This window comes from Shewanella sp. (assembly GCF_048265805.1).
Taxonomy (GTDB): Bacteria; Pseudomonadota; Gammaproteobacteria; order Enterobacterales; family Shewanellaceae; genus Shewanella.
The window spans coordinates 207,635-230,800 of the sequence record NZ_JBLXAT010000003.1; the positions used below are offsets into that span (position 1 = coordinate 207,635).

The window sequence follows — 23,166 nt, forward strand, 5'->3', positions numbered from 1 at the left end:
TACTAAAATTTGGTCAACTGGCTAGCTTCATTCGAAGCTTAACCAGCCATGTGTGACAAGGAAATGGGCAAAAATGCTTTACTCTGATCCATCTTCAACAAACACAAATGTCACAGGATAACGCCGAGAATTCCCAGCACATGCGGACTTGTGGCCGTCGCCAGCAAGGCGAATATCGCGTAGCGATGTACTTATGAGCGCGAGCTAAGGATGGCGAGCTGGCTAATTACATGGATTTAATTAGCAGGCGTTGAGATTCCAAGGATGGATTCACATCGTGCCACATGGCTGCATGCACATAATTCGTTCTCGGACGTCCTGTCCTCCACGGCATTAATGCATCCATGCATGTCCCTGCTGCAGGCAATTAACTACGCAAAAGTTTGCAGGCAACAATACCTCCAACATGAAACCTGAAAACAAACAGCCAACACCACCGCCCCCACAAATCAAATGATGAAAATCATTTGATTTGCTCCAAAAAATGCACCACCCGTGCCATATCCCGCGAGCGAGCCATTGGCGGCAGCGAGTTCAAAAACGCGGCGCCGTAGTCGCGATTAACGATACGGTTGTCGCACAGGATGAGCACGCCAGCATCTTGTTCATCACGGATTAGTCGACCGAAACCTTGTTTGAGTGCAATCACCGCTTGTGGCAGGGAAATATCACGGAACGGATCGCCACCGCGTTGGCTGATAGCATTGGCGCGGGCGCGGGCGCGATACAGATTATCGTCGGGTGAGACAAACGGCAGCTTATCGATGATGACGCACGATAGCAGTTTGCCACGCACATCAACGCCTTCCCAAAAACTGCCGGTGCCAAGCAGGACAGCATTACCGAGTTGGCGGAATTTTTTCAACAGACTTTGTTTACTGGCAGTGCCTTGCACTAATAGCGGATAGTGACAACGGCCTTGCAGCGCGCGGGCGGTTTTTTCGAGCATGCGATGGCTGGTAAATAAAATAAAAGTGCGGCCTTTGGCGGCACTGATCGCCTGCATGCAGATCTCTACCCAGCGGCTGAACTGATAATCGCTATTACTGCGCACGTCGCCGAGTTGCCGTGGTACACAAAACAGCGCGTTTTGTTGATAGTTAAACGGACTGTCGAGAATAAGTTCGTCACACTCTTTTAAGCCCAGCCCTTTACTGAAGTGCGCTAACGAGCGGTTGACCTGTAAGGTGGCCGAGGTAAACACCCATTTTTTCTCATCATTAAACAGTGCTTGGCACTCTTTGGTGACATCAATGGGCGCCATTCTTAGCAACGGCAGGTCTTTACTCGGCTCAATGGTGTACGCCGCTTGTGGGTTATCACAAGCCAAAAAATGATTGAATTTACTGGTCAGTTCTTGCCACTTTTCAAAATAGTCGTCGAGATCATCGTGGCGACCTACGTTGCCGAGCAACACGCGCTCAAGGGTGTGAAATTCATCCAACAGTTGCCAGCTTTGGCTGGCGAGGGTTTTATCCGCCAGCACCATGCGCCAATCGAGCATATCTCGATTAACTAAGCTAGCGCTCCAATCACGCAGACGGGTCATTAGCCGTCGAATTAACTCGCCCAGTTGTGGCGTATCACGAAACTCGGCTTCATACAGCTTTTCCATGCGTTCGAGCATGCGATACAAGCTGTTAAGCGATAACTGCTGACCAAAATAACTCACCGCAATATCGGGCAGTTGGTGCGCCTCATCGAACACCAGCGCATCAGCATCCGGCAGCAGCTCGGCAAATCCTGTGTCTTTTAACACCCAATCGGCAAAAAACAGGTGGTGATTGACCACAATTAGCTTGGCATCAATCGCTCTGAGCCGCGCTTTGCGAGTAAAACAGGCGTCGTAATGCGGACAACGTTTACCAGTGCAACTCTCTTTGGTGGAGGCCACCAGCAGCAAGGCGTGAGATTGTTCCGACACGCTGGCGATGGTGCCGAGATCGCCGTCCGAGGTTGCAGCTGACCACAGCTGAATGCGCAGTAGATCATCTAGTACCCGTTCATCGAGCGATTGCGCGCCGTTAAGCTGTTGTTCTAATCGCAGTTGGCATAAGTAGTTATTGCGGCCTTTAAGTAACGCCACTTTAGGGGAGATTTGCAGCAAGTCGAGCAAGGCGGGAATATCTTTATAAAACAATTGCTCTTGCAGGTTTTTACTGCCGGTAGAAATGATCACTTGCTGACCAGATAACAGTGCTGGCACCAAATAGGCAAACGTTTTACCCACGCCAGTACCCGCTTCCAACACTAGCGGTTTAGTGGGTTTATCAAACAGTGGCGTGCTCGATAATAACCCCGCAACGGCCTGCGACATGGTGACTTGTTCATGGCGAATTTTGTAACCGCGTACACCGCTGGCGAGCGCGCCATTTTCGGCGAAGATACGCGATACTTCTTGTTGCAAGCGACGGATAGATAACTCCAGCAAACTAAGCTTGGTAATAACTGCTGTGCTGAATTATCGCTTTTTATGTGGCGACCACAAGTGCTAATCACCTGTTGCATAACACAAGCCCAGCTAATACCGCCCAATAAACTCATCATTAAAAAATACAAAATTGGGGCTTGCAAATTCAGTTTGAACAGATTACCGTTACCAACACATTGTTGCTGCTTAGCAGTAAACACCAAAGAATTTCACTTAATTGCAAAGTCAGTTAAGTTTATATAACAGGATTTTAGTTAATGACTCAGTTCCAGTTCGGCAACCATCACCACCATCATAAGCGGTAGCCTTCGGAGCTGACTGCCGAAGGTACATTCCTTCTGGCGGTTGATTCAAGATCACTTATAACCCTCGGAAGGAATTCCGGGGGTTTTTTGTTATCTGGGCCAAATTTACGAATCAATAATCAGGGGAACAACCATAATGACTTCAACGAAACGCATCAGAATCGCCATCCAAAAATCTGGACGTTTATCAAAAGAATCGCAGCAGTTACTCAAGCTGTGCGGGGTAAAATTTAACGTTAACGAACAACGCCTTATCGCGCACGCTGATAATATGCCGCTGGATCTACTGCGGGTACGAGACGATGATATTCCGGGCTTGGTGATGGACGGTGTGGTTGACCTCGGTATTGTGGGTGAAAACGTACTGGAAGAAGAGCAGCTAGAACGCGAAGCACTGGGTAAAAATGCTGAAGTGAACAAACTACGTCAACTCGACTTCGGCGCTTGCCGTTTGTCTTTGGCGGTGCCAAATGAAGTCGAATATGACGGTCCACAAAGCCTTGCCAACATGCGTTTGGCCACCAGCTACCCTAACCTGCTGCGTCGCTACATGAACCAACAAGGCATTGCTTATCGCGATTGTATGTTGAAAGGCTCAGTGGAAGTTGCCCCCCGCGCAGGTTTAGCTGATGGTATTTGTGACTTAGTGTCAACGGGTGCCACGCTCGAAGCCAACGGTCTGTACGAAACCGATGTTATCTTCCGCTCTATGGCCTGTTTAATCCAATCCAATCAAACGCAAGACCCAGCACAACAAGCACTGATTAACAAACTGATGAGCCGCATCAATGGCGTAATCCGCGCTCGTGAAAGTAAATACATTCTGCTGCACGCACCAACTGACAAGCTGGACAAGATTGTGTCACTGCTGCCGGGTGCGGAAAACCCTACCGTATTACCCTTAAACGATGACACTAACCGCGTTGCTATCCACGCCGTTAGCAGTGAAGACCTATTCTGGGACACCATGGAAGAGTTGGAAGCCTTAGGTGCTACTTCAATTCTGGTGATGCCGATTGAAAAAATGATGGGGTAATGGCGATGGAATTGCTTAATTGGAATCAGTTGGATAGTGCAGCTCAAACAGCTGCGCTAACCCGCTCACCACTGGTAGGTGACCAACAGTTAGAAGTCACCGTGCGTGAGATTATCGACACTGTTATTGCCAACGGCGACAACGCCTTGCGTGATTATTCCGCCCGCTTTGATAAGGCTGATGTAGATAATATCCAACTGACAGAAGCCGAAATTAACGCCGCTTGTGACCGTGTCAGTGACGAGTTAAAAGCCGCCATTCAACAGGCAATGCGCAACATCAACACTTTTCACACCGCACAGAAGCCTGCGCCGATTTCGTTAGAAACCCAGCCGGGCATCCGTTGCGAATTGCGCACAGAAGCCATTGAAGCGGTAGGTTTGTATATTCCCGGTGGCAGTGCGCCACTGATTTCCACCGTAATGATGCTGGCCTTGCCTGCCAAAATCGCTGGTTGTGAGCGCCGTGTGTTGGTTAGCCCACCGCCGATTAATGATGCAATTGTTTACGCAGCCACCGCATGCGGCGTGAATGAAATCTATCAAGCAGGTGGTGCACAAGCGGTCGCCGCCCTCGCCTTTGGTACTGAAACCATTAAGCCTGTCGACAAAATCTTTGGCCCAGGTAACCGTTTTGTGACTGAAGCTAAACGCCAAGTGTCACAAGACTCTCGCGCCTGCGTCAGCATTGATATGCCGGCTGGCCCGTCAGAAGTATTGGTGATTGCTGATAAAGACGCGTCACCTGCGTTTATCGCCGCTGATTTATTATCACAAGCCGAACACGGCCCCGATTCACAAGTTATGCTCGTTACCGACAGTGAAACACTGGCCGCCCAAGTTGCAGTGGAGCTGGAGCAACAGCTAGCCCAACTGCCACGGGCCGAGATTGCGACCCAAGCGCTATCTTGCAGCCGTACGCTGCTGGTTGATGATATGCAACAAGCGGCAGCGGTTTCCAACCTATATGGCCCTGAGCACCTAATTGTACAAACAGTAGCACCACGTGAAGTGCTCAAATATGTCCGTGCAGCGGGGTCGGTATTCCTCGGTCGCTTTACGCCAGAATCGGTGGGCGACTACGCCAGTGGCACCAACCACGTGCTGCCAACCTACGGTTATAGCCGTACCGTATCTAGCCTAAGTCTGGCAGATTTCTCACGCCGTTTTACCGTGCAGGAACTGTCCGCCACTGGCTTACAAAATTTAGGGCAAGCGGTGATGACCTTAGCGGCCGCCGAGCAATTAGATGCCCACAAAAATGCGGTAGCCCTGCGTTTACAAACCATTGAAACCGAAGCGACTACTTGGTCGGAGCAACTGAAATGAGCAACCTGAATTTGGCGCAGCGCCTTGCGCGCCCTGAGCTGTTAGATTTAGAACCCTATCAAAGCGCGCGCCGTATTGGTGGCCGTGGTGATATCTGGATCAACGCCAATGAAAGCCCATTTAACCGCACTGAGTTAGCGCGCTTGAACCGCTACCCAGAATGCCAACCACCGGAGCTCATTGCAGCGTATAGCAAATACAGCAATGTTCCAGCGGCCAACATCGTCTGTGGTCGTGGTGCCGATGAAGCGATTGAACTGCTGATCCGTGCCTTTTGTATTCCCGGCCGCGATAGCATCGCTATTTTTGGCCCAACTTATGGCATGTACAGCATCAGTGCTAAAACCTTCAATGTTGGGGTAAATGCGCTGAACTTAAGCGAAGATTATCAACTGCCGAGCGATATCAGCGGTGTTAAAGGCTGCAAATTGGTGTTCATCTGCAACCCTAACAATCCAACTGGCACAGTATTAAGCGTTGAGCGTATCGAGCAGGTACTGCAACAACTGCCCGACCAATTGGTCGTTGTAGACGAAGCCTACATCGAATTTTGCCCAGAAAACAGCGTGGCAAAATTGCTTGAAAGCTACCCTAACTTGGTGATTTTACGCACGCTGTCAAAAGCGTTTGCCTTAGCTGGCGCTCGTTGTGGCTTTTTAATGGCAAGCACTGACATCATCGACATCATTATGTTGGTGATTGCGCCGTATCCAGTCCCTCTGCCAGTATCGACCTTAGCGGTACAAGCACTCAGTGATGACGGCATCACCAATATGTTGGCGGATGTTGCGCTGTTAAAAGCACAAGGACAACGCTTAGCTGCGACATTAACCGACCTTGGCGCTAAGGTCGTACCGAGTGGAGCTAACTTCCTGTTGGTGTATTTTGATGATATTGCCAAGATCAGCAACGGCTTAAAAGATGCGGGCATAGTCGCGCGCGCCTATCGCGATCCGCGCTTGGTGGACGCCATCCGTTTCAGCTTTACTAACGAACGCGAAACCGACCAAATTATCACGGTGTTGCAGCAGCTTTTAGCGTAAGCCACACAATGGCTAAATAGAACAATGAAGCCGCTTCAGCGGCACTAAAGGTAAATACCCTATGACTCAGAAAATTCTTTTTATCGACCGTGATGGCACGTTAGTGGAAGAGCCCCCCGTTGACAAACAGTTAGATCGCCTCGATAAATTGGCGTTTGAGCCACAAGCCATTCCTGCACTGTTAAAACTGATGGCAGCCGGTTATCGCCTCGTGATGGTATCTAACCAAGATGGCTTGGGCACAGATTCATTTCCTCAAGCGGATTTTGATGCACCACATGCACTGATGATGCAGATTTTTGCAAGCCAAGGCGTGAAATTCGACGATGTACTGATCTGCCCGCACTTCCCAGGCGATAACTGCAGCTGCCGCAAGCCGAAACTCGGCTTAGTGAAAGATTACCTCACTGGCGGCAAAGTGGACTTCACCACCTCCGCCGTCATTGGCGATCGCATTACTGATGTACAACTGGCTGATGCGATGGGGCTGAAAAGCTTCCAATACGATCGTGAAACTCTGGGCTGGAATGAGATCTGCAAACAGCTGCTGAATCGAGGCCGCCAAGCGGAAGTGGTGCGTACCACGAAAGAAACGGATATTCGCGTCAAGGTCGATTTAGATAACGCCAGTGGCAACAGCATCAATACGGGTATCGGCTTTTTTGACCATATGTTGGATCAAATCGCTACCCACGGTAATTTCACCCTCAGCGTGCAAGTGCAAGGCGATTTGCACATTGACGACCACCACAGCGTAGAAGACACCGGCTTAGCCTTGGGCGATGCACTGCGTCAGGCATTAGGCGACAAACGCGGTATTGGCCGTTTTGGCTTTAGCTTACCGATGGATGAAGCCAGCGGTGAATGTTTGCTGGATCTCTCTGGCCGCCCTTTTATTAAGTTCACGGGTGAATTTGAGCGCGATGCGGTCGGCGGTATGGCCACCGAAATGGTGCCACACTTCTTCCGCTCATTTGCTGATGGTCTGCGTTGTACACTGCACATTGGTTGTACCGGACAAAATGAACACCACAAAGTGGAAGCGCTATTTAAAGCGCTGGGCCGTGCACTACGCCAAGCCATCAAAGTAGAAGGCGACGCGCTGCCATCAAGTAAAGGAGTGCTGTAATGACTAAGACGACAGCAGCGACCGTTATCATTGACACAGGCTGTGCCAACTTGAGTTCAGTACGCTTTGCGTTTGAGCGTTTAGGCACTGATGTGTTAGTGACTGACGATGCTGATGCCATTAAAGCGGCCACCCGCGTGGTACTGCCCGGTGTGGGCAGTGCCCCGGCGGCGATGACGTCGCTGAAACAGAAAAATCTGGTTGAACTCGTAAAAGGCTTAACTCAACCAGTGATGGGCGTATGCCTCGGTATGCAGTTGATGACTAGCAAATCCACCGAACAAGGTGCCATTGCTGCGGATACGCCATGCCTTGAGCTCATTCCTACCGAAGTGCGCGCACTCGATACGCAAAACTTGCCAACGCCGCACATGGGCTGGAACCAATTAACGCCAGTGCTCAAAAACGGCCAAGTACATCCCCTGCTTGATGGCATCAATGCCGGAGATTTTGTCTACTTTGTGCATTCATTCTGCGCGCCGGTGAGCGAATACAGCATTGCCACCAGTGAATATGGTGAAGTATTTAGTGCGGCGATTGCCGATGGCAATTTCATGGGGCTGCAATTCCACCCTGAAAAAAGCGCTGCGGTAGGCGCCAAAATGTTAGCCAACTTTCTCAAGATGGATAGCGATAGCTTGGCCGCCTATAACGCTAGCGTGATCGGAGGTGTGGCATGATCATTCCTGCAATCGATCTGATTGACGGCCAAGTAGTACGCCTCTACCAAGGAGATTACGGCCAACAAACGACGTTTGATTTAAGCCCGCTAGCACAATTGCAGTCATACCAAGCGCAAGGCGCAAAGCAACTGCACTTAGTGGATTTAACTGGCGCTAAAGATCCTGCCAAACGCCAAACTCAGTTGATTGCTGAGCTGGCAGCAGGCTTAAACACCCCACTGCAAGTTGGCGGCGGTATTCGCTCAATCGAGCAAGTGGAAGAACTGTTGGCCTGCGGCGTATCGCGAGTGGTCATTGGTTCACTGGCGGTGCGCGAACCTGAGCTAGTAAAAAGCTGGTTTGTCCGTTTTGGTGCTGAGGCAATTTGTCTGGCGCTCGATGTGAACATTAACGCTGAGGGTGAAAAAATCGTGGCGGTTCACGGCTGGCAAAGTGGCGGCGGTAAAACGCTGGAATCACTGGTGGCAGAATATGCCCCAGTTGGACTCAAGCACGCTTTAGTCACCGATATCAGTCGCGACGGCACTATGACTGGCGCTAACAATTCACTCTATCAGGAGCTGGCACAGAAGTTTCCAGAAATCCTATGGCAAGCATCGGGCGGTATAGCCACCTTGGACGATGTCGCCGCAGTGCGCGACAGCGGCGCCAGTGGCATCATTATTGGCAAAGCGTTACTCACCAATCAATTCAGCGTACAGGAGGCAATCACATGCTGGCCAAACGCATAGTTCCCTGCCTCGATGTGAAAGCAGGCAAAGTGGTTAAAGGCGTGCAGTTCCGTAACCACGAAATTGTCGGCGACATTGTGCCATTAGCACAACGTTATGCCGAAGAAGGCGCCGATGAACTGGTGTTTTACGATATCACTGCCAGTGCCCATGAGCGCGTAGTCGATAAGTCATGGGTGAGCCGTGTTGCTGAACGGATTGATATTCCGTTTTGTGTGGCTGGCGGCATTAAAACCATCGAGCAAGCGCGCGAGATCCTCGCCTTTGGTGCCGATAAGATTTCAGTAAACTCCCCTGCACTGTCAGACCCAAGTTTGATCCGTCGCTTACACGACGAGTTTGGCCGTCAGTGTGTGGTCGTGGGTATCGACTCTTTCTTTGATGCCGACAGTGGCAGCTATAAAGTGAAGCAGTTTACCGGGGATGAAGCCGCTACCCGTGACACTCAATGGTTTACCCTCGACTGGGTGGAAGAAGCGCAGAAACAAGGCTGTGGTGAAATCGTATTAAACGTCATGAACTCTGATGGCGTGCGCCAAGGCTATGACTTAGTGCAACTGAGTAAAGTGCGTTCAGTGTGTGATGTGCCATTAGTTGCCTCCGGCGGCGCCGGTGCAATGGAACACTTCCGCGACGTATTTGTTGAAGCCCAAGTGGACGCCGCCCTCGCCGCCAGCGTATTCCACAAAGGCATCATTCCCATCCCCGATTTGAAGCAGTATCTACGTGAACAACAGATCTGCATCCGCGCTGATGATCGCCATCAACGCATCGCTTAATAACAGGATTTTGCATGGAAACTGACACTCTTTTTACGATGACCAACGAGCAGCAACAAGCGCTGCTCAGCGGCGTTGATTGGCAAAAACAAGCGGGCTTAGTACCTGTCGTGGTGCAGAACTACTATTCTGCCAAAGTGTTGATGCTGGGTTATATGAACGCCGAAGCGCTGCAAACCAGCTTTGATAAGCAATTGGTGACTTTTTTCAGCCGCAGTAAACAACGTTTGTGGACCAAAGGCGAAAGCTCAGGCAACCATTTGCAGTTGGTGTCAGTCGCCGTCGATTGTGATAACGACTCACTGCTAGTACAAGCGATACCCGTTGGCCCCACCTGCCACAATGGTACTGAGAGCTGCTGGGATGGCGATGAAGTACATCCTTTCGTACACGAATTAGAAACCTTGATCCACGGTCGTAAACATGCAGACCCAAGCAGCAGCTATACCGCATCGCTGTTTGCTCGTGGTACTAAGCGTATTTCACAAAAAGTGGGCGAAGAAGGCTTAGAAACCGCATTAGCGGCGGCAACACATGATAAAGAAGAGCTGGTGAATGAAGCCTCTGATTTGATCTATCACCTGCTGGTGCTGCTGGAAGACCAAGAGATGAGTTTGGCGCAAATTCACGCCAATCTGGCGAAGCGTCACCGTAATGCCAAATAAGCGCGGCGCGATCGTTTAGTGCGATCATTGTGCAAGATCAACAAAGGCGATCATGATGATCGCCTTTGTTATGTTAACACTATTTACATCTACGCAATATCTGCGGTTATTTTATGCTGCGACAATCTGCTGCTGCGCCCGCAGCGGATGCAATCTATCGTGCATCACCTTAATGGTGTCAAACCGCTTTAGCTGCTTGCTATCACTCAAGGCGCAGCATTCATCAAGCAACATCACCAATGACGCCTGCAAACTGGTTTCTACCACCAACACCAATACACGGTCGCCATTGCAACGTAAATCAAACAGCTTGCCGGGCTCGCTATAAACACATACATCGCTCGACTCAAAGAACCAGGATTTAGGCATTTGTGGCTTTTGCATAAACCGCGCAGCAGTAGCATTCAGGGCTACCTGCACTAGATAGGCGTCTGCCAGTGACATGCGCTTACTTAGCCGCTCGACAATGTCCATGTAATAACGCGCATGTTCAATATCGAACTCAGCTGCACCGAATGCATCTGGGATCAACACCTTACTTTTATAGGGAGTAAGAAACTCCATATCGGCGCCCAGAGATATACTTAACACATCGAACGAGGTGTTATATCTCCACTGCCAAGTTTTATCAGGCATTAATAACATAGCGTAATCCGTGTGGCCTTATTATTTATCCGATTACAATTTAGCTGGTAAATTAATCAATATCAAAATTAAGTTGCTATTATTTGAACAAGATTACAACAGTTTAGATGAAATTTCCAAAAATATTTTTATTTAACAAGATCTAAAAAGGATCGCAATCGCGATCCTTTTTAGATCAAATGTCGAGATTTCGATCGGATCTATTTATTTAGATCGATAAGCATCAACAATCTCTTTAATTAATTTCGGCCCTTGATAAATAAAGCCAGAATAGATTTGCACCATAGTCGCACCAGCATCCATTTTTGCCAGCGCATCTTCTGCGCTGCTAATGCCGCCACCACCAAGAATAGGGATCTGCCCTTTCAGGCATGTCGCTAGCTGTTTGATCACTTTGGTAGACAATTCGTTGAGTGGCTTACCGCTCATGCCGCCAGTCTCGTTAGCGTTAGCCAGACCGCTCACACCGTCACGGCTCAAAGTGGTGTTGGTTGCGATAACGCCATCGAATTCATTATTTAATAATGCATCAGCAATTTTTTGAATTTCGTCTTCGTTTAAATCTGGAGCTATTTTTAGTGCAATCGGCACATATTTTTTATATTTCTCAGCCAACTCTTTCTGACGAGTTTTTAAACTGCTGAGCAAATCTTCTAACAACTCACCATATTGCATCGTACGCAATCCCGGTGTGTTAGGAGATGAAATATTCACCGCGATATAATCAGCGTATGGGTAAACTTTATCTAAACAGATTAAATAATCATCTTTACCCTGTTCTACTGGTGTGTCTTTATTTTTACCAATATTAACACCCACGATCGCGTTGGATTTTTTCGCAATAAGATTTTTAACGAGGTTATCGACACCTTTGTTATTAAATCCCATACGGTTGATGATCGCTTTAGCAGGCTTAATACGAAACAAGCGCGGTTTGTCGTTACCTGGTTGTGGACGAGGTGTCACAGTACCGACTTCAACATGACCAAAGCCCATGGCGCTAAATGCATCGATACATTCACCGTCTTTATCCATACCAGCAGCGAGACCTACAGGGTTGGGAAACGTCACCCCCATAAATGTCACTGGCGCAGGGGCAATATTCTGCTTGTAAAAGCAGTTCAGTGGCGAGTTTGCGGTTGTACCAAGCCCTTTCATGGCAAAGTTGTGCGCAAGCTCCGGGTCCATCTGAAACATGACCTTTTGTGCGAGTTCGTAAAACATGTGTTCTCCTAAGACCTAAAAAAAGCCCCGGCATTATGCCAGGGCTTGAAATTTTATAATATTTATCGCTGCCCTTCACAGTGCAGAATAAGGAGATTTAGCTCTCTCAACGCCACCGAAAACTTAGCAAACTCATGTACACCCGAGGTTTTGAAATCGGCCAGCATGCTGAACCAACGTTCCAACAAGCTTTGATGGCTGTCAATCCACTGCGTAAGCACTACAGATGAGTCACACGCCCCATCTTCACAATTACGCAATACCACCGAGGTCAATGAGCGTTGCTGCCAATCGAGCTCTTCTCTAAAGGCTGCCCGTGCCAGTGCTTGCCAATGGTTCGCTGCAGTTTGCGCAGTAATCTGCTCGAGGAACCAGTGTAGCTCAACTTTGGCGCCCAACTTATAGTAAGTCTCAGCAACCAGTGCCACAGGCTTGTGCTCAATTTCGGCAATCTGGGCGATATCCAATGCACAGAACAAGGTACTCATTTTCGCAACCAAGTTGGCTACGTCTGTTGGTACACCTTCACGTTCCAGCGCTTTGATATCAACATCGATACCGTTCCATTCGTCTTCAACTAAGTAGTTTTGGACGTTGTCACGCAGCACTTCAAACACAGGTTTGAAGAAGCTAACAGTTTGCTCAATGTTCAAGCTGCGGTTGCGGTTACGCAGTACCCAACGACAGGCACGGCGCATATTACGGCGCAACTGGTGCAACATTTCACTCTGAACCACCGCTGGAACGGTGCTGCCCAGTTTCGAAATGGTTGAAACTAAATCACCTAATCCGAATATTTCTCTTGTCATAGAGTAACATATAGCGGCTTCGGCAACTGAGGCACCAGTCTCATCCTGCATACGTTGCACAAAGTTTAAGCCCATTTCGTTCACCAACTGGTTGGCTAACGATGTGGCAATGATTTCACCGCGCAGTGGGTGTGAACTCATTTTGTCGGCATAACGTTGTTGCAGTTTGTGCGGGAAGTAATCCACTAACAACTGGCTTAGATGTGGATCGTCAGTCACTTCTGGCGTCACCAACTGCTCTTTGAGCAACATCTTCGCATAAGCTACCAGTACTGAGAGTTCTGGACGGGTCAAACCACGGTTGCCCGCTTGACGTTCGTTCAGCTCTTCTTCGGTTGGCAGAAACTCTAATGCGCGGTCCAGTTTGCCCTCTTTTTCCAAGTAGTGGATAAAGCGGATGTGTTCTTTCAACTGACCCGCAGCGTGCGCTTGTGTGACGGAAATGGTGCGAGTTTGATCGATACAATCTTGCAGGACGATATCGGCCACTTCGTCGGTCATCTCTACCAACAGCACATTACGCTGCTTAACAGTCAAGTCGCCTTCAGCCACTAAGCTGTTCAGCAGAATCTTAATGTTCACTTCGTTATCGGAACAATCCACACCGCCCACGTTATCCACGAAGTCAGTGTTCATGCGGCCACCGTTAGCGCAGTATTCGATACGGCCTAACTGAGTACAACCTAAGTTACCGCCTTCGCCGATGATTTTGGCACGTACTTCATTACCATTAACGCGCAGTGCGTCGTTAGCACGGTCGCCCACTTCAGCGTTGGTTTCTTTGGTCGATTTAACGTAGGTACCGATGCCGCCGTTCCACAACAGATCGACTGGCATTTTCAGCAGTTCACGGATCAGCTCATTCGGGGTCATTGATGCTTTGCTCGTGCCGATCATCTGTTTCATTTCTGGTGTTAATGAAATCGATTTCGCACTACGCAGGAAGATACCGCCGCCTTTAGAGATCAGCGCTTTGTTGTAGTCTTCCCAGCTTGAACGTGGCAGGTCAAACAGGCGTTGACGCTCAGCGAAGTTGCTTGCAGCATCTGGTGTTGGATCAATGAAAATGTGCATGTGGTTGAATGCCGCTTGCAGCAAGGTGTGCTCAGACAGCAGCATGCCGTTACCAAACACATCACCGGCCATGTCACCGATACCCACACAAGTAAACTCTGTGGTTTGGCAATCAATACCCACTTCGCGGAAGTGACGTTTTACAGATTCCCAAGCGCCACGTGCGGTAATCCCCATTTTCTTATGGTCGTAACCATGTGAGCCACCTGACGCGAACGCATCACCTAACCAGAAGCCATATTCTTCAGCAATGCTGTTGGCTAAGTCAGAAAACGTGGCAGTACCTTTGTCTGCAGCAACCACCAGATAGGGATCGTCTTCGTCGTGACGAACCACATCAACGGGCGGCACAATCTCTTTATTGACGATGTTATCGGTAATATCCAACAAGCCACGGATAAACAGGCGGTAACACGCTTGGCCTTCTTGGAATACGGCTTCACGAGACGCCTGTTGTGGCATCTGTTTACAGACGAAACCACCTTTGGCGCCCACCGGTACAATAACGGTGTTTTTCACTTGCTGGGCTTTCACCAGACCAAGCACTTCGGTACGGAAGTCTTCACGGCGATCTGACCAACGTAAACCACCACGCGCTACGCGGCCACCGCGCAGGTGCACACCTTCAACCCGTGGGCTGTAGACGAAAATTTCGTACTTAGGCAGCGGTTTTGGCATCTCAGGGATTTGGTCTGGCGCAAACTTGAACGATACGTAGCTCTTGAATTCGCCGCTTTCGGTGGTTTGATAGAAGTTGGTACGCTGCGTCGCGTTAATCAAATCCAGATAACGACGGATGATACGGTCATCATCGAGGCTAGCGACATCTTCTAAACGCAGATTGATCTGTTCAACAAACTTAGCGGTGGTGCGCGTCTTCAATTTTGGATTGAATTTACGCACAAACATCTTCACTAATGAATCAGCAATCTGTGGGTAACGAGCGAAGGTTTCTTCGATATAGGCTTGGCTAAAGGTGGCATCGATTTGGCGCATATATTTTGCGTAAGCACGCACAACGGAGACTTCACGTCCAGTCAGGTTGGTTGCCAACACTAAGCGGTTAAAGCCATCATCTTCAAGCGTTTTGTTCCACACCAGCGACAAGGCGTTTTGGAAACGATCTTGGCTATCGACAACTTCATCAGACACTGCGTGTTGGACGGTCATCAAGAAATCGAGGATCCAGTAGGTCGCACCATCGGCGGTGATCACTTCATATGGACGTTCGTTAATCACGCGTAGACCAAAGTTTTCCAACATTGGCAGCACATCTGACAGATGGATTGGCTCGTCTTTATGGAACAGTTTCAGGCGAACTTTGTTACCTTGCTTAGCAGACTCTTGTGGTTGATAGAACAACATGCCCAGACGATGGTCATCGTCCAGCGCTTCCAGTTGTTGAATATCCACCACAGCTGATGGCGGCAGTACGTCATCTTTGTAGCTTTGTGGGAACGCACTCGCGTAACGTTTGAAGCAACGGGTACCTAACTCTTCGCCAGCGGAGGCATGCAGCGCGCTAGAGAGTTTATCGTCCCATGAACGGGCGGCTTCAATCAGGTTTTGTTCTATCTGTGCCACATTGACTTCCATATTATTGTTATTGTCTACCTTAACCCGATAGTGGGTTCGGCATAGCGAGGATTCAGAGAAGTACGTGGTAAATTCCACTTCCTCTGAGCTTTTAAAACTTTCGGCCAGAATACGCTGAGTGTCTTGGCGCAGACGGGTGTTGTAACGTTCTTTAGAGACGTACACCAAGCAAGAGATAAAGCGGCCATAGCCGTCTTTACGCACAAACAGACGTAATTTGTCGCGGTCTTGCATTTCCAGTACGCCACGCGACATTTCGTATAACTCATCCACCGAGGCTTGAATGATCTCATCGCGTGGCAAGTTTTCGAGAATGTTAAGCAGGGTTTTGAAATCATGTGAGCGCGGGGTCAGTTCTGACATATCCATCACGCGTTGCACTTTTTCCGCCAGCATTGGGATGGCGCGAGGGCTGCGGTTGTACAGATTTGACGTGTACAGACCCACGAAGCGCGCTTCGCCAATCACATTGCCCTGCTCGTCAAAACGTTTGATGCCAACGTAATCAACGTAGGCAGGACGATGTACACGGCTGCGGGCACTGCTTTTGGTCAGCACCAGCACTTTGCTATCGAGTGCTTGGCGACGAGCGGTGTCAGAGAAGTTAGATAAGCGTAAGCCATGCTCAGGTTGATCTTTGCTCGGTTTTTTCATCAAACCAAGGCTAGAGTTCATATCTGGCACTAGCTCAACATCACCTTCGATACGACGCAGTTCATAGTAGCGATAACCCAGCAGGGTAAAATGGTGATCACTCAGATAGTTGATAAAACTAATGGCTTCATCCAGCTCGTGCTTTTCACCTGGGAACGGTAATTTAGGCAATTGCGCGGCGATATCGGCCATTTTTTCCATCATCGGCTGCCAATCACTTACAGCAGCAGCCACGTCAGCCAGCGTTGTTTCAAGCTCTTTTTCGATTAGTTTTAAATCTTGTTCGCTGCTTTGACGGTCGATTTCAATTAGAAAAACAGCGACTTTATCGCTATTGTCGCTGCTTCCTTTTACCGGTGTGACACGCTCAATACGGTTGCCTTTGCGTTCAATCGCTAACGGCGTGTGCAACATCATATGCGCGGTGATACCGATACGGCTCAGCGCCATGCTGAGCGAGTCCACCAAGAACGGCATATCCGGTTGGACAACTTCGATCACGGTATGCGTGCTCTGCCAGCCATGCTTGGACTGACTAGGGTTGAACACGCGCATGTGAGTTTGGCCAATTTCGGTCTTGTCGAGCGCATTCCATAAGCTCAAAAGTGCGCCATAAAGATCGCTATCATTGCGAGCGCGTAAATCATCTTTTGACATGTGCGCATACATACAAGTGGCGAATTGCTCGACTTGCTTGGCATGATCATGCGCAATTTTGCTATGAATTAGGCTGACAACATTTTCCAGCAATACGGAGGGCGTTGAATTGTTCAAAGCCATAATGAGGTTTCCTTAAGCGTCGGTCGAACGCTTTTTCATTTAAGGGATTTTTACAGACCCTGGCCTAGAATAAAGAGTGTGACCGAGGTCATGTGCCGCAGTTTATTACCAAATATTCTTCATTTCGAGCAAAATTTTAGTTTGAAATAAATATGTTATCCAACACCAGTAAAGATTTTTTTACTGTTGCTGAACCGTTATCTGGACACTTGCCCCACCGATACCCACAGTGATACCGATAACACTACTTTAGGCTAATCGACAAAACAATAACTGTTAACATTTGCTAATAGTCAATAAAGCCGACCATTGGCAAAAAGTGCCTACAAAAAGCCACCCAAACGGGTGGCTAATAAATCGGTTATCTAATGAGGTTCAACGACTGAAATCGGCCTTGATCATCAATCAGCAACTTAAAGGTGCCGTGAATACCACTGGCGGTAAGAAACTGCCGAAAATGCCGCCCGTTAATCCGTAGCACCAAACCGTTGATATCAGTCACTTGCACGTTTTCTGCAATGCCTTGATAAAAAGGCTTGAACTCGTCAAAGCTGACACTCATTCGAAAAACAAACTCACGCATCCACTATTGTCCTAACGCCTTACAAGCTTTCTCATAAACATCACGAGACAGATCCGGCATATCTAACAGCTGTTGCAAACAGGCTTTTAGTTGGTTTTGACGTGTAGCATCAAACTTACTGAACTGGATCAGTGGCGTCATAATACGCGCCGCAATTTGCGGGTTGAGACCGTTCATCTTTTTGATCACGTCAGTCAGGAACTGATAACCAACGCCATCTGCACGATGGAACTGCGACAAGTTAGTCGATGCGAATGCGCCCAGCAGCGAACGTACCCGGTTAGGGTTGTTGAAGCTAAACGCGGGGTGATCTTGCAACTTAGTCAAACGCTCAAACACGCTGTCTTCGTTGATAGAACCTTGCAGCATGAACCACTTGTCCATCACCAGTGGGGTATCTTGCCAGCGGTCGCCAAATTGCTGTAACAATTCGTCACGGCAATCCGCGTTACCCGCTACCGCTGCGGCCAATGCACCAAGCGCATCGGTCATACCAACGGCTGAGCTAAATTGCTGCGTTAATAGGCTTTCATGACCATCAGCACTGCGCGCCAGCAACGCCAACATGGCATTTTTAAAGCTGCGACTAGCGGCACTGTCTTGCCCCGCTAACTCGCGATAACGCGCAAGCAATTCATCTTCAGTAGCATCGGCGATAGCATCGATAACAAAATCACGGGCGTTGAACAGCGCGTCCAAATCAACCTGTTCGACCTGCTCAATCAACGAGTTGGCAGTAGCAAATTTCAACATTTCCGCAGATAGCGCGTGGTCTTGGCTGGCGTGTAGTACCACGGCACGGAAGGCATCAATCACACTACTATCTAAGCTCATCGCTTGCTGCTGTTGCAACCGCGCCACGTTTTGCCATACCGCTTGGCTAAACAGCGATACTGAGGCTTCCCAACGAGCCACTTCGCTGCTGGCAAAGCCCATCAGCACCAATAGCTGAGCGGTAGAATATTGATAATGCAATTTCACTGGCGCAGAGAAATCTTGCAGCAGTGATGGCACCGACGCACCACCCGATACGGCGAACTCGAAATGTTGAGAAGCTTCAGTCAGCTCCAACAGTTCATTCACTAAGCTTTTGCCGTCGTTATCGAGCAGTTCTACGCTGAACGGAATATGCAGTGGCTGCTTTGGTTTTTCATGAGCGCGGCTTGGCGTGAATTGTTTGATGTCGAGGCGGTATACACCTTTATCGGCATCATAGCTGTCAGTCACCGTCAGCTCTGGCGTTCCCGCTTGGCAGTACCAACGGCGGAACTGCGTCAAATCTTTACCACTGGCGTCTTGCATCGCTTGTACGAAATCATCACAAGTCACCGCATGACCATCATGACGTTCAAAATAGAGCTTCATCCCTGCTTGGAAACCTTGCTCACCCAGCAAGGTATGCATCATGCGGATCACTTCTGCGCCTTTGTCGTACACAGTCACAGTGTAGAAGTTGTTCATTTCGATCACTTCTTCTGGACGAATTGGGTGCGACATTGGCCCCGCGTCTTCAGCAAACTGATGGTTCTTCATCACTTTAATGGCATGAATACGGTTAACCGCGCGCGAACCAACATCTGAACTGAACTCTTGATCACGGAACACCGTTAAGCCTTCTTTCAAGCTCAGTTGGAACCAATCACGACAAGTGACACGGTTGCCGGTCCAGTTATGGAAATATTCATGGCCAATCACCGATTCGATACCATGGAAGTCTTCATCGGTGGCGGTTTGCTCATCGGCCAACACATATTTAGTGTTAAACACGTTGAGACCTTTGTTTTCCATCGCACCCATGTTGAAAAAGTCGACGGCAACAATCATGTAGATATCGAGGTCATATTCCAAATCGAAACGGCTTTCATCCCATGCCATCGCTTTTTTCAACGATGCCATAGCGTGATGCGCTTTATTCAAATTGCCTTTGTCGACGAACACCTGCAACTTCACATCACGCTCACTTTTGGTGGTGAAACAGTCTTCCAGCAAATCAAAGTCACCTGCCACTAGCGCAAACAGGTAACACGGTTTTGGAAATGGGTCTTGCCAACAAGCATAGTGCCAGCCGTCTGCTAAGCTGCCCTCTTCTATTTTATTACCGTTGCTCAGCAAGAAAGGAAATTCTGTCGGCGCTTCAATACGCACTGAAAAACACGCTAATACGTCTGGGCGGTCAGGATAGAAGGTAATGCGACGGAAACCTTCGGCTTCACATTGGGTGCAATAAGCCCCATCTGACATATACAGCCCTTCAAGGCTTGAATTGCCTTGTGGGTCAATGATTGTCACAACCGTCAGTTCAAATTTAGCAGGCACGTTGGCAATCGTGAGCTTACCATCCGCTTGTTCATAAGGGACTTCGGCGCCGTCGACTAATACCTGTTCAATCTGTTGTTGCTCGCCATCTAGCACTAATGGGCGTTGGTGTTCGCCATTGCGTTCAATTTGGCTTACGGCGGTCACGCGAGTGGTTTGTGGCGCTAAACGGAAAGCTAAATTCAATTCTGGCACCAAGTAATCTGGCGGCTGGTAATCGGCAAGACGTTTGGCTGCTGGTTGTACTGCAGTCACGGGAGAGGTTTGATTATCTGACATAGTACTGCCTCTGATTGAATTTTTACGATGCTGCATCATGCAGTCATTTGACGAAAAAGCGCGCATTATGCGCGCTTTTTTATTTGGTATTTATTCTAGCTGTTATGGCTAGTTTTGGCTTTGTAATCCACCATATCTAGGGTGATATACGCCGCCTCATCAAGGAAGACATCAGGTTTAGCAATCTCTTGCTCTTCTTTGCTGACCTCATCTTCATCTTCAAGTTTGGCTAATGGCTTGAGGTTGTGCTTTTGACGACGTTCATTCAAACGCACCAATGCTTTAGCATCTTCGTCATCACGCTCTTTTAGACGTTCACTTTCCACTAAAGAAACGCTCTTCTCTTTGTGGTGAGCTCGGAACAATTTGATATCGTCTTGAACATAAGAGAACTCAACATTCTTCGCGATACGTTGCTCATGTTCCTTATCCAATACCGTAACTTCAGCGTTAGTCACATTGTTCAACGGCTGATATTGCGCTGGCGGTACTTGATCCCATGGCAAGGCATTATCTTGCTCGGCTTCACCGTATTCACCGGCATCCAACGCTGTTGGGAACAGAATGTCTGGTGTTACACCTTTACGCTGAGTACTGCCACCGTTGATACGATAAAACTTAGCAATGGTGTATTGCACGTGACCAATCGGCTTGTCGTACATGTCATAGATACGACCAAGGCTCTTATGCTGTTGCACGGTGCCTTTACCAAAGGTGGATTCACCCACAATCAACGCGCGGCCATAATCTTGCAACGCCGCTGCGAAAATCTCTGAAGCAGACGCCGAATAACGGTCAACCAGCACGGTCAGTGGGCCGTCGTAGTATGTTTTACCATCGTTATCGCGGTTTTCTGTGATGCGGCCTGATGCGTCACGGATCTGCACTACAGGGCCTTGGTCAATGAACAGACCTGTCATCAATGTGGCTTCAGTTAATGCGCCACCGCCGTTACCACGCAGATCCAGTACAATGCCTTCAACTTTATCCGCTTTAAGTTTTTCCAACTCTTTAGCAACATCATTAGACAAGTTCATGTAGAAGCCCGGCACTTCAACCACGCCAATCTTACGATGTGCATACGGGCCTGCTTCTGGCTCAATCACTTTTGAAGTGGCAGCGCGGTCTTCCAAACGGATTTTGTCGCGGGTCACAGTCACATTGAATGGCTTAGCTGCATTGCCACCTTTCTTCGGCAATACTTGCAAGGTTACTGCACTGCCCTTTGGCCCTTTGATCAGGTCAACAACGTCATCTAAACGCCAGCCGATAACATCAACGATTTCACCATTGTCTTGACCAACACCGATAATTTTGTCGTCTGGTTCCAGCTTACCGCTAGAGGCTGCTGGGCCACCGGCGACTAAACTTTTGATAACAGTGTAGTCATCTTCCATCTGCAATACGGCGCCGATACCTTCAAGGCTGAGGTTCATCTCCATCTCGAAACGTTCAGCATTGCGTGGTGACAGATAGCTAGTGTGCGGCTCGATACTACGCGCAAATGCATTCATCAAACCTTGGAAAACATCTTCGCTGTTGGTTTGTTTCATGCGCTTGATGGCGTTGTTGTAGCGTTTTTGCAACACTTCAACAATTTCAGGCCATTCTTTGCCGGTAAGCTTCAAGCTCAGAGCATCGTACTTAACGCGTTGACGCCACAATTCATCCAGCTCTGCTTCATCTTTCGGCCAAGCAGCATCTTTACGGTCAAAGACATATTTGTCGCCAGGCACGGTGAAGTCCATTTTAGTGTCAAGCAAAGTCAGCGCATAAGCAAAACGCTCATAGCTTTTATTCTGCACTAAATCGAACATCTGGTAAGCAGGTTCCAGTTGGCCACTCTTGATCATGTCATCAAATTTGGTGGCGTACTGCTGTTTGAATTTATCGACGTCACTTTGTAACAAGACGTTTTTGCGATAGTCCAGTTGTTCTAAAAAGCGATCAAAGATCGCCTTGGAAAACTGGTCGTCTAGCGCAATACGGTGGTAGTGAGAGCGAGTGAAGAGCCCGGCGACACGTTTACTAGTAACCTGATGTTGGGGCTCTTGATGCAGCTCAGGTAACTCGCCGATCGGAATTGTTGGAGCTATAGCGAACGCCTGAGAACCCAACAACATACTGGCCATGGACGCAGCTATAATAATCTTTCGCATCAGCAAGTTACTCCTAAGTATCTATCCTTGTTACAGCAGAATATGCTCTGCTTTTACTTTCACAGTCAACCCTGTATTGAGTTGAACCTGAATGTCTTCTTTGGTGATATCACTAATCACACCTGGTACCGGAGTTGCCCCCAGTTTAACGTTAACTTTTTGACCAGATGACAATTGAGACAACTCAGCAGGCACAAGATTCACTGCTGGAGCTTCAACTTTTTTAGCTGCTGGTTTTTTACCGATGGCTTTTTTAGCAAATTCTGCTTTAGCGCGAGGTTTGCGTTTAGCTGCATCACGTGGCTTCTGCTCATCTTTACCAGCCGCCTTATTGGCTTCTTGACGACGAGCACGTGCCTTGTCTTGGCTTTCTTTTAACGCTTTCTGCGCATGTTCTACATGCTCAGCTTCTAACGCGCCACATGGGTTGCCATCTAAATCAACGCGTTGTGCGCCTTCTTTTAGGGCTTTCAAATAGCGCCAGCTATTAGTGTAGCGACGAATAGCAATACGTAACTGTGTTTTGCTGACTTTGGAATCGTCGGCTAACCGTTCAGCCAAGTCTTGAAATAAACCAATTTTCAGAGGCTTAGCTTCGCCTTCAGCGATAAAACATAACGGGAACGTCTCGTAAAGATATGCCAGAATGGCGTTGGTATCGGTCAACTTTTCTGTTGATTCCATAATAGATCCACAAATTACAGGGACACCAGCACGGGTTATTAAGTGCACGCGACTGGGTCATTAATTACTACTATCCGCTCTGGACAGCGCGCTTATTTGAATGAAGGGGCTGCTGACGGTATCAATTTACCATAGCAACTCTGCCCGTTACTTACCAGAAACAAAGTATTAGCAGTCCACCAAAGCCGCCTATTATAAGCGGCCTTGTGACGAAATCGACTACATTCAATGCA

The 23,166-nt window shown here is 48.6% G+C and carries 16 protein-coding genes; 8 read left to right on the top strand and 8 right to left on the bottom strand.

Annotated features, from left to right (window positions below; translation table 11 throughout):
* Positions 1-463: 463 nt before the first annotated feature.
* Positions 464-2,431 (bottom strand): ATP-dependent DNA helicase, encoded by a 1,968-nt coding sequence (locus tag ACN0TT_RS03350; protein ID WP_417760726.1) that lies wholly within the window; start codon positions 2,429-2,431, stop codon positions 464-466.
* Positions 2,432-2,872: 441 nt separating this feature from the next.
* On the opposite strand from ACN0TT_RS03350, the gene hisG reads away from it, so the two are divergent.
* The 8 genes from hisG to hisIE all read left to right on the top strand — a co-directional run bounded on the left by hisG (position 2,873) and on the right by hisIE (position 10,130).
* Positions 2,873-3,772, top strand: coding sequence for an ATP phosphoribosyltransferase (gene hisG, locus ACN0TT_RS03355; RefSeq protein WP_417760727.1), 900 nt, complete (start codon positions 2,873-2,875; stop codon positions 3,770-3,772).
* Positions 3,773-3,777: 5 nt separating this feature from the next.
* On the top strand, positions 3,778-5,100 hold the full coding sequence (gene hisD / locus ACN0TT_RS03360; protein WP_417760761.1) for a histidinol dehydrogenase: 1,323 nt from the start codon (positions 3,778-3,780) through the stop codon (positions 5,098-5,100).
* Complete coding sequence (gene hisC, locus ACN0TT_RS03365; protein ID WP_417760728.1) at positions 5,097-6,143, top strand: histidinol-phosphate transaminase; 1,047 nt, start codon at positions 5,097-5,099, stop codon at positions 6,141-6,143. Before hisD ends, hisC begins: the two co-directional genes overlap by 4 nt.
* A gap of 61 nt (positions 6,144-6,204) precedes the next feature.
* On the top strand, positions 6,205-7,272 hold the full coding sequence (gene hisB / locus ACN0TT_RS03370) for a bifunctional histidinol-phosphatase/imidazoleglycerol-phosphate dehydratase HisB (RefSeq protein WP_417760729.1): 1,068 nt from the start codon (positions 6,205-6,207) through the stop codon (positions 7,270-7,272).
* On the top strand, positions 7,272-7,952 hold the full coding sequence (gene hisH, locus ACN0TT_RS03375) for an imidazole glycerol phosphate synthase subunit HisH (RefSeq protein WP_417760730.1): 681 nt from the start codon (positions 7,272-7,274) through the stop codon (positions 7,950-7,952). Before hisB ends, hisH begins: the two co-directional genes overlap by 1 nt.
* A complete protein-coding gene (gene hisA / locus ACN0TT_RS03380) occupies positions 7,949-8,686 on the top strand; it encodes a 1-(5-phosphoribosyl)-5-[(5-phosphoribosylamino)methylideneamino]imidazole-4-carboxamide isomerase (RefSeq protein ID WP_417760731.1) in 738 nt (245 codons plus the stop codon). The genes hisH and hisA overlap by 4 nt, the downstream gene beginning before the upstream one ends.
* Positions 8,668-9,465 carry an imidazole glycerol phosphate synthase subunit HisF gene (hisF, locus tag ACN0TT_RS03385; protein ID WP_417760732.1) on the top strand — a complete coding sequence of 266 codons (798 nt, stop codon included), beginning with the start codon at positions 8,668-8,670 and terminating at the stop codon, positions 9,463-9,465. The genes hisA and hisF overlap by 19 nt, the downstream gene beginning before the upstream one ends.
* A 14-nt stretch (positions 9,466-9,479) precedes the next feature.
* Positions 9,480-10,130: a bifunctional phosphoribosyl-AMP cyclohydrolase/phosphoribosyl-ATP diphosphatase HisIE gene (hisIE, locus tag ACN0TT_RS03390; protein WP_417760733.1), complete on the top strand. Its 651-nt coding sequence runs from the start codon at positions 9,480-9,482 to the stop codon at positions 10,128-10,130.
* A 111-nt stretch (positions 10,131-10,241) separates the two neighbouring features.
* Here the strand turns inward: hisIE and ACN0TT_RS03395 are convergent, their stop codons facing one another.
* The 7 genes from ACN0TT_RS03395 to proQ all read right to left on the bottom strand — a co-directional run bounded on the left by ACN0TT_RS03395 (position 10,242) and on the right by proQ (position 22,933).
* Complete coding sequence (locus tag ACN0TT_RS03395; RefSeq protein ID WP_417760734.1) at positions 10,242-10,775, bottom strand: cell division protein ZapC; 534 nt, start codon at positions 10,773-10,775, stop codon at positions 10,242-10,244.
* 204 nt (positions 10,776-10,979) lie between these two features.
* Entirely contained in the window at positions 10,980-11,999 is a 1,020-nt protein-coding gene (gene pyrD, locus ACN0TT_RS03400) for a quinone-dependent dihydroorotate dehydrogenase (protein ID WP_417760735.1), read from the bottom strand.
* A gap of 62 nt (positions 12,000-12,061) precedes the next feature.
* Positions 12,062-16,912: an NAD-glutamate dehydrogenase gene (locus tag ACN0TT_RS03405; protein WP_417760736.1), complete on the bottom strand. Its 4,851-nt coding sequence runs from the start codon at positions 16,910-16,912 to the stop codon at positions 12,062-12,064.
* Positions 16,913-17,273: 361 nt separating this feature from the next.
* Positions 17,274-17,495 (bottom strand): DUF2835 domain-containing protein, encoded by a 222-nt coding sequence (locus ACN0TT_RS03410; RefSeq protein WP_417760737.1) that lies wholly within the window; start codon positions 17,493-17,495, stop codon positions 17,274-17,276.
* Between the two features lie 3 nt (positions 17,496-17,498).
* Entirely contained in the window at positions 17,499-20,090 is a 2,592-nt protein-coding gene (gene pepN / locus ACN0TT_RS03415) for an aminopeptidase N (RefSeq protein WP_417760738.1), read from the bottom strand.
* Between the two features lie 95 nt (positions 20,091-20,185).
* Positions 20,186-22,249, bottom strand: coding sequence for a carboxy terminal-processing peptidase (prc, locus tag ACN0TT_RS03420; RefSeq protein WP_417760739.1), 2,064 nt, complete (start codon positions 22,247-22,249; stop codon positions 20,186-20,188).
* 30 nt (positions 22,250-22,279) lie between these two features.
* Positions 22,280-22,933, bottom strand: a complete 654-nt coding sequence (proQ, locus tag ACN0TT_RS03425; RefSeq protein WP_417760740.1) for an RNA chaperone ProQ — start codon at positions 22,931-22,933, stop codon at positions 22,280-22,282.
* Positions 22,934-23,166 lie beyond the last annotated feature (233 nt).

Bases quoted from the DNA above. Each gene is read 5' to 3' on its own strand.
- hisG (WP_417760727.1), top strand. From the start codon at position 2,873: ATGACTTCAACGAAACGCATCAGAATCGCCATCCAAAAATCTGGACGT.
- hisD (WP_417760761.1), top strand. From the start codon at position 3,778: ATGGAATTGCTTAATTGGAATCAGTTGGATAGTGCAGCTCAAACAGCT.
- hisC (WP_417760728.1), top strand. From the start codon at position 5,097: ATGAGCAACCTGAATTTGGCGCAGCGCCTTGCGCGCCCTGAGCTGTTA.
- hisB (WP_417760729.1), top strand. From the start codon at position 6,205: ATGACTCAGAAAATTCTTTTTATCGACCGTGATGGCACGTTAGTGGAA.
- hisH (WP_417760730.1), top strand. From the start codon at position 7,272: ATGACTAAGACGACAGCAGCGACCGTTATCATTGACACAGGCTGTGCC.
- hisA (WP_417760731.1), top strand. From the start codon at position 7,949: ATGATCATTCCTGCAATCGATCTGATTGACGGCCAAGTAGTACGCCTC.
- hisF (WP_417760732.1), top strand. From the start codon at position 8,668: ATGCTGGCCAAACGCATAGTTCCCTGCCTCGATGTGAAAGCAGGCAAA.
- hisIE (WP_417760733.1), top strand. From the start codon at position 9,480: ATGGAAACTGACACTCTTTTTACGATGACCAACGAGCAGCAACAAGCG.
- ACN0TT_RS03395 (WP_417760734.1), bottom strand. From the start codon at position 10,775: ATGTTATTAATGCCTGATAAAACTTGGCAGTGGAGATATAACACCTCG.
- pyrD (WP_417760735.1), bottom strand. From the start codon at position 11,999: ATGTTTTACGAACTCGCACAAAAGGTCATGTTTCAGATGGACCCGGAG.
- ACN0TT_RS03405 (WP_417760736.1), bottom strand. From the start codon at position 16,912: ATGGCTTTGAACAATTCAACGCCCTCCGTATTGCTGGAAAATGTTGTC.
- ACN0TT_RS03410 (WP_417760737.1), bottom strand. From the start codon at position 17,495: ATGCGTGAGTTTGTTTTTCGAATGAGTGTCAGCTTTGACGAGTTCAAG.
- pepN (WP_417760738.1), bottom strand. From the start codon at position 20,090: ATGTCAGATAATCAAACCTCTCCCGTGACTGCAGTACAACCAGCAGCC.
- prc (WP_417760739.1), bottom strand. From the start codon at position 22,249: ATGCGAAAGATTATTATAGCTGCGTCCATGGCCAGTATGTTGTTGGGT.
- proQ (WP_417760740.1), bottom strand. From the start codon at position 22,933: ATGGAATCAACAGAAAAGTTGACCGATACCAACGCCATTCTGGCATAT.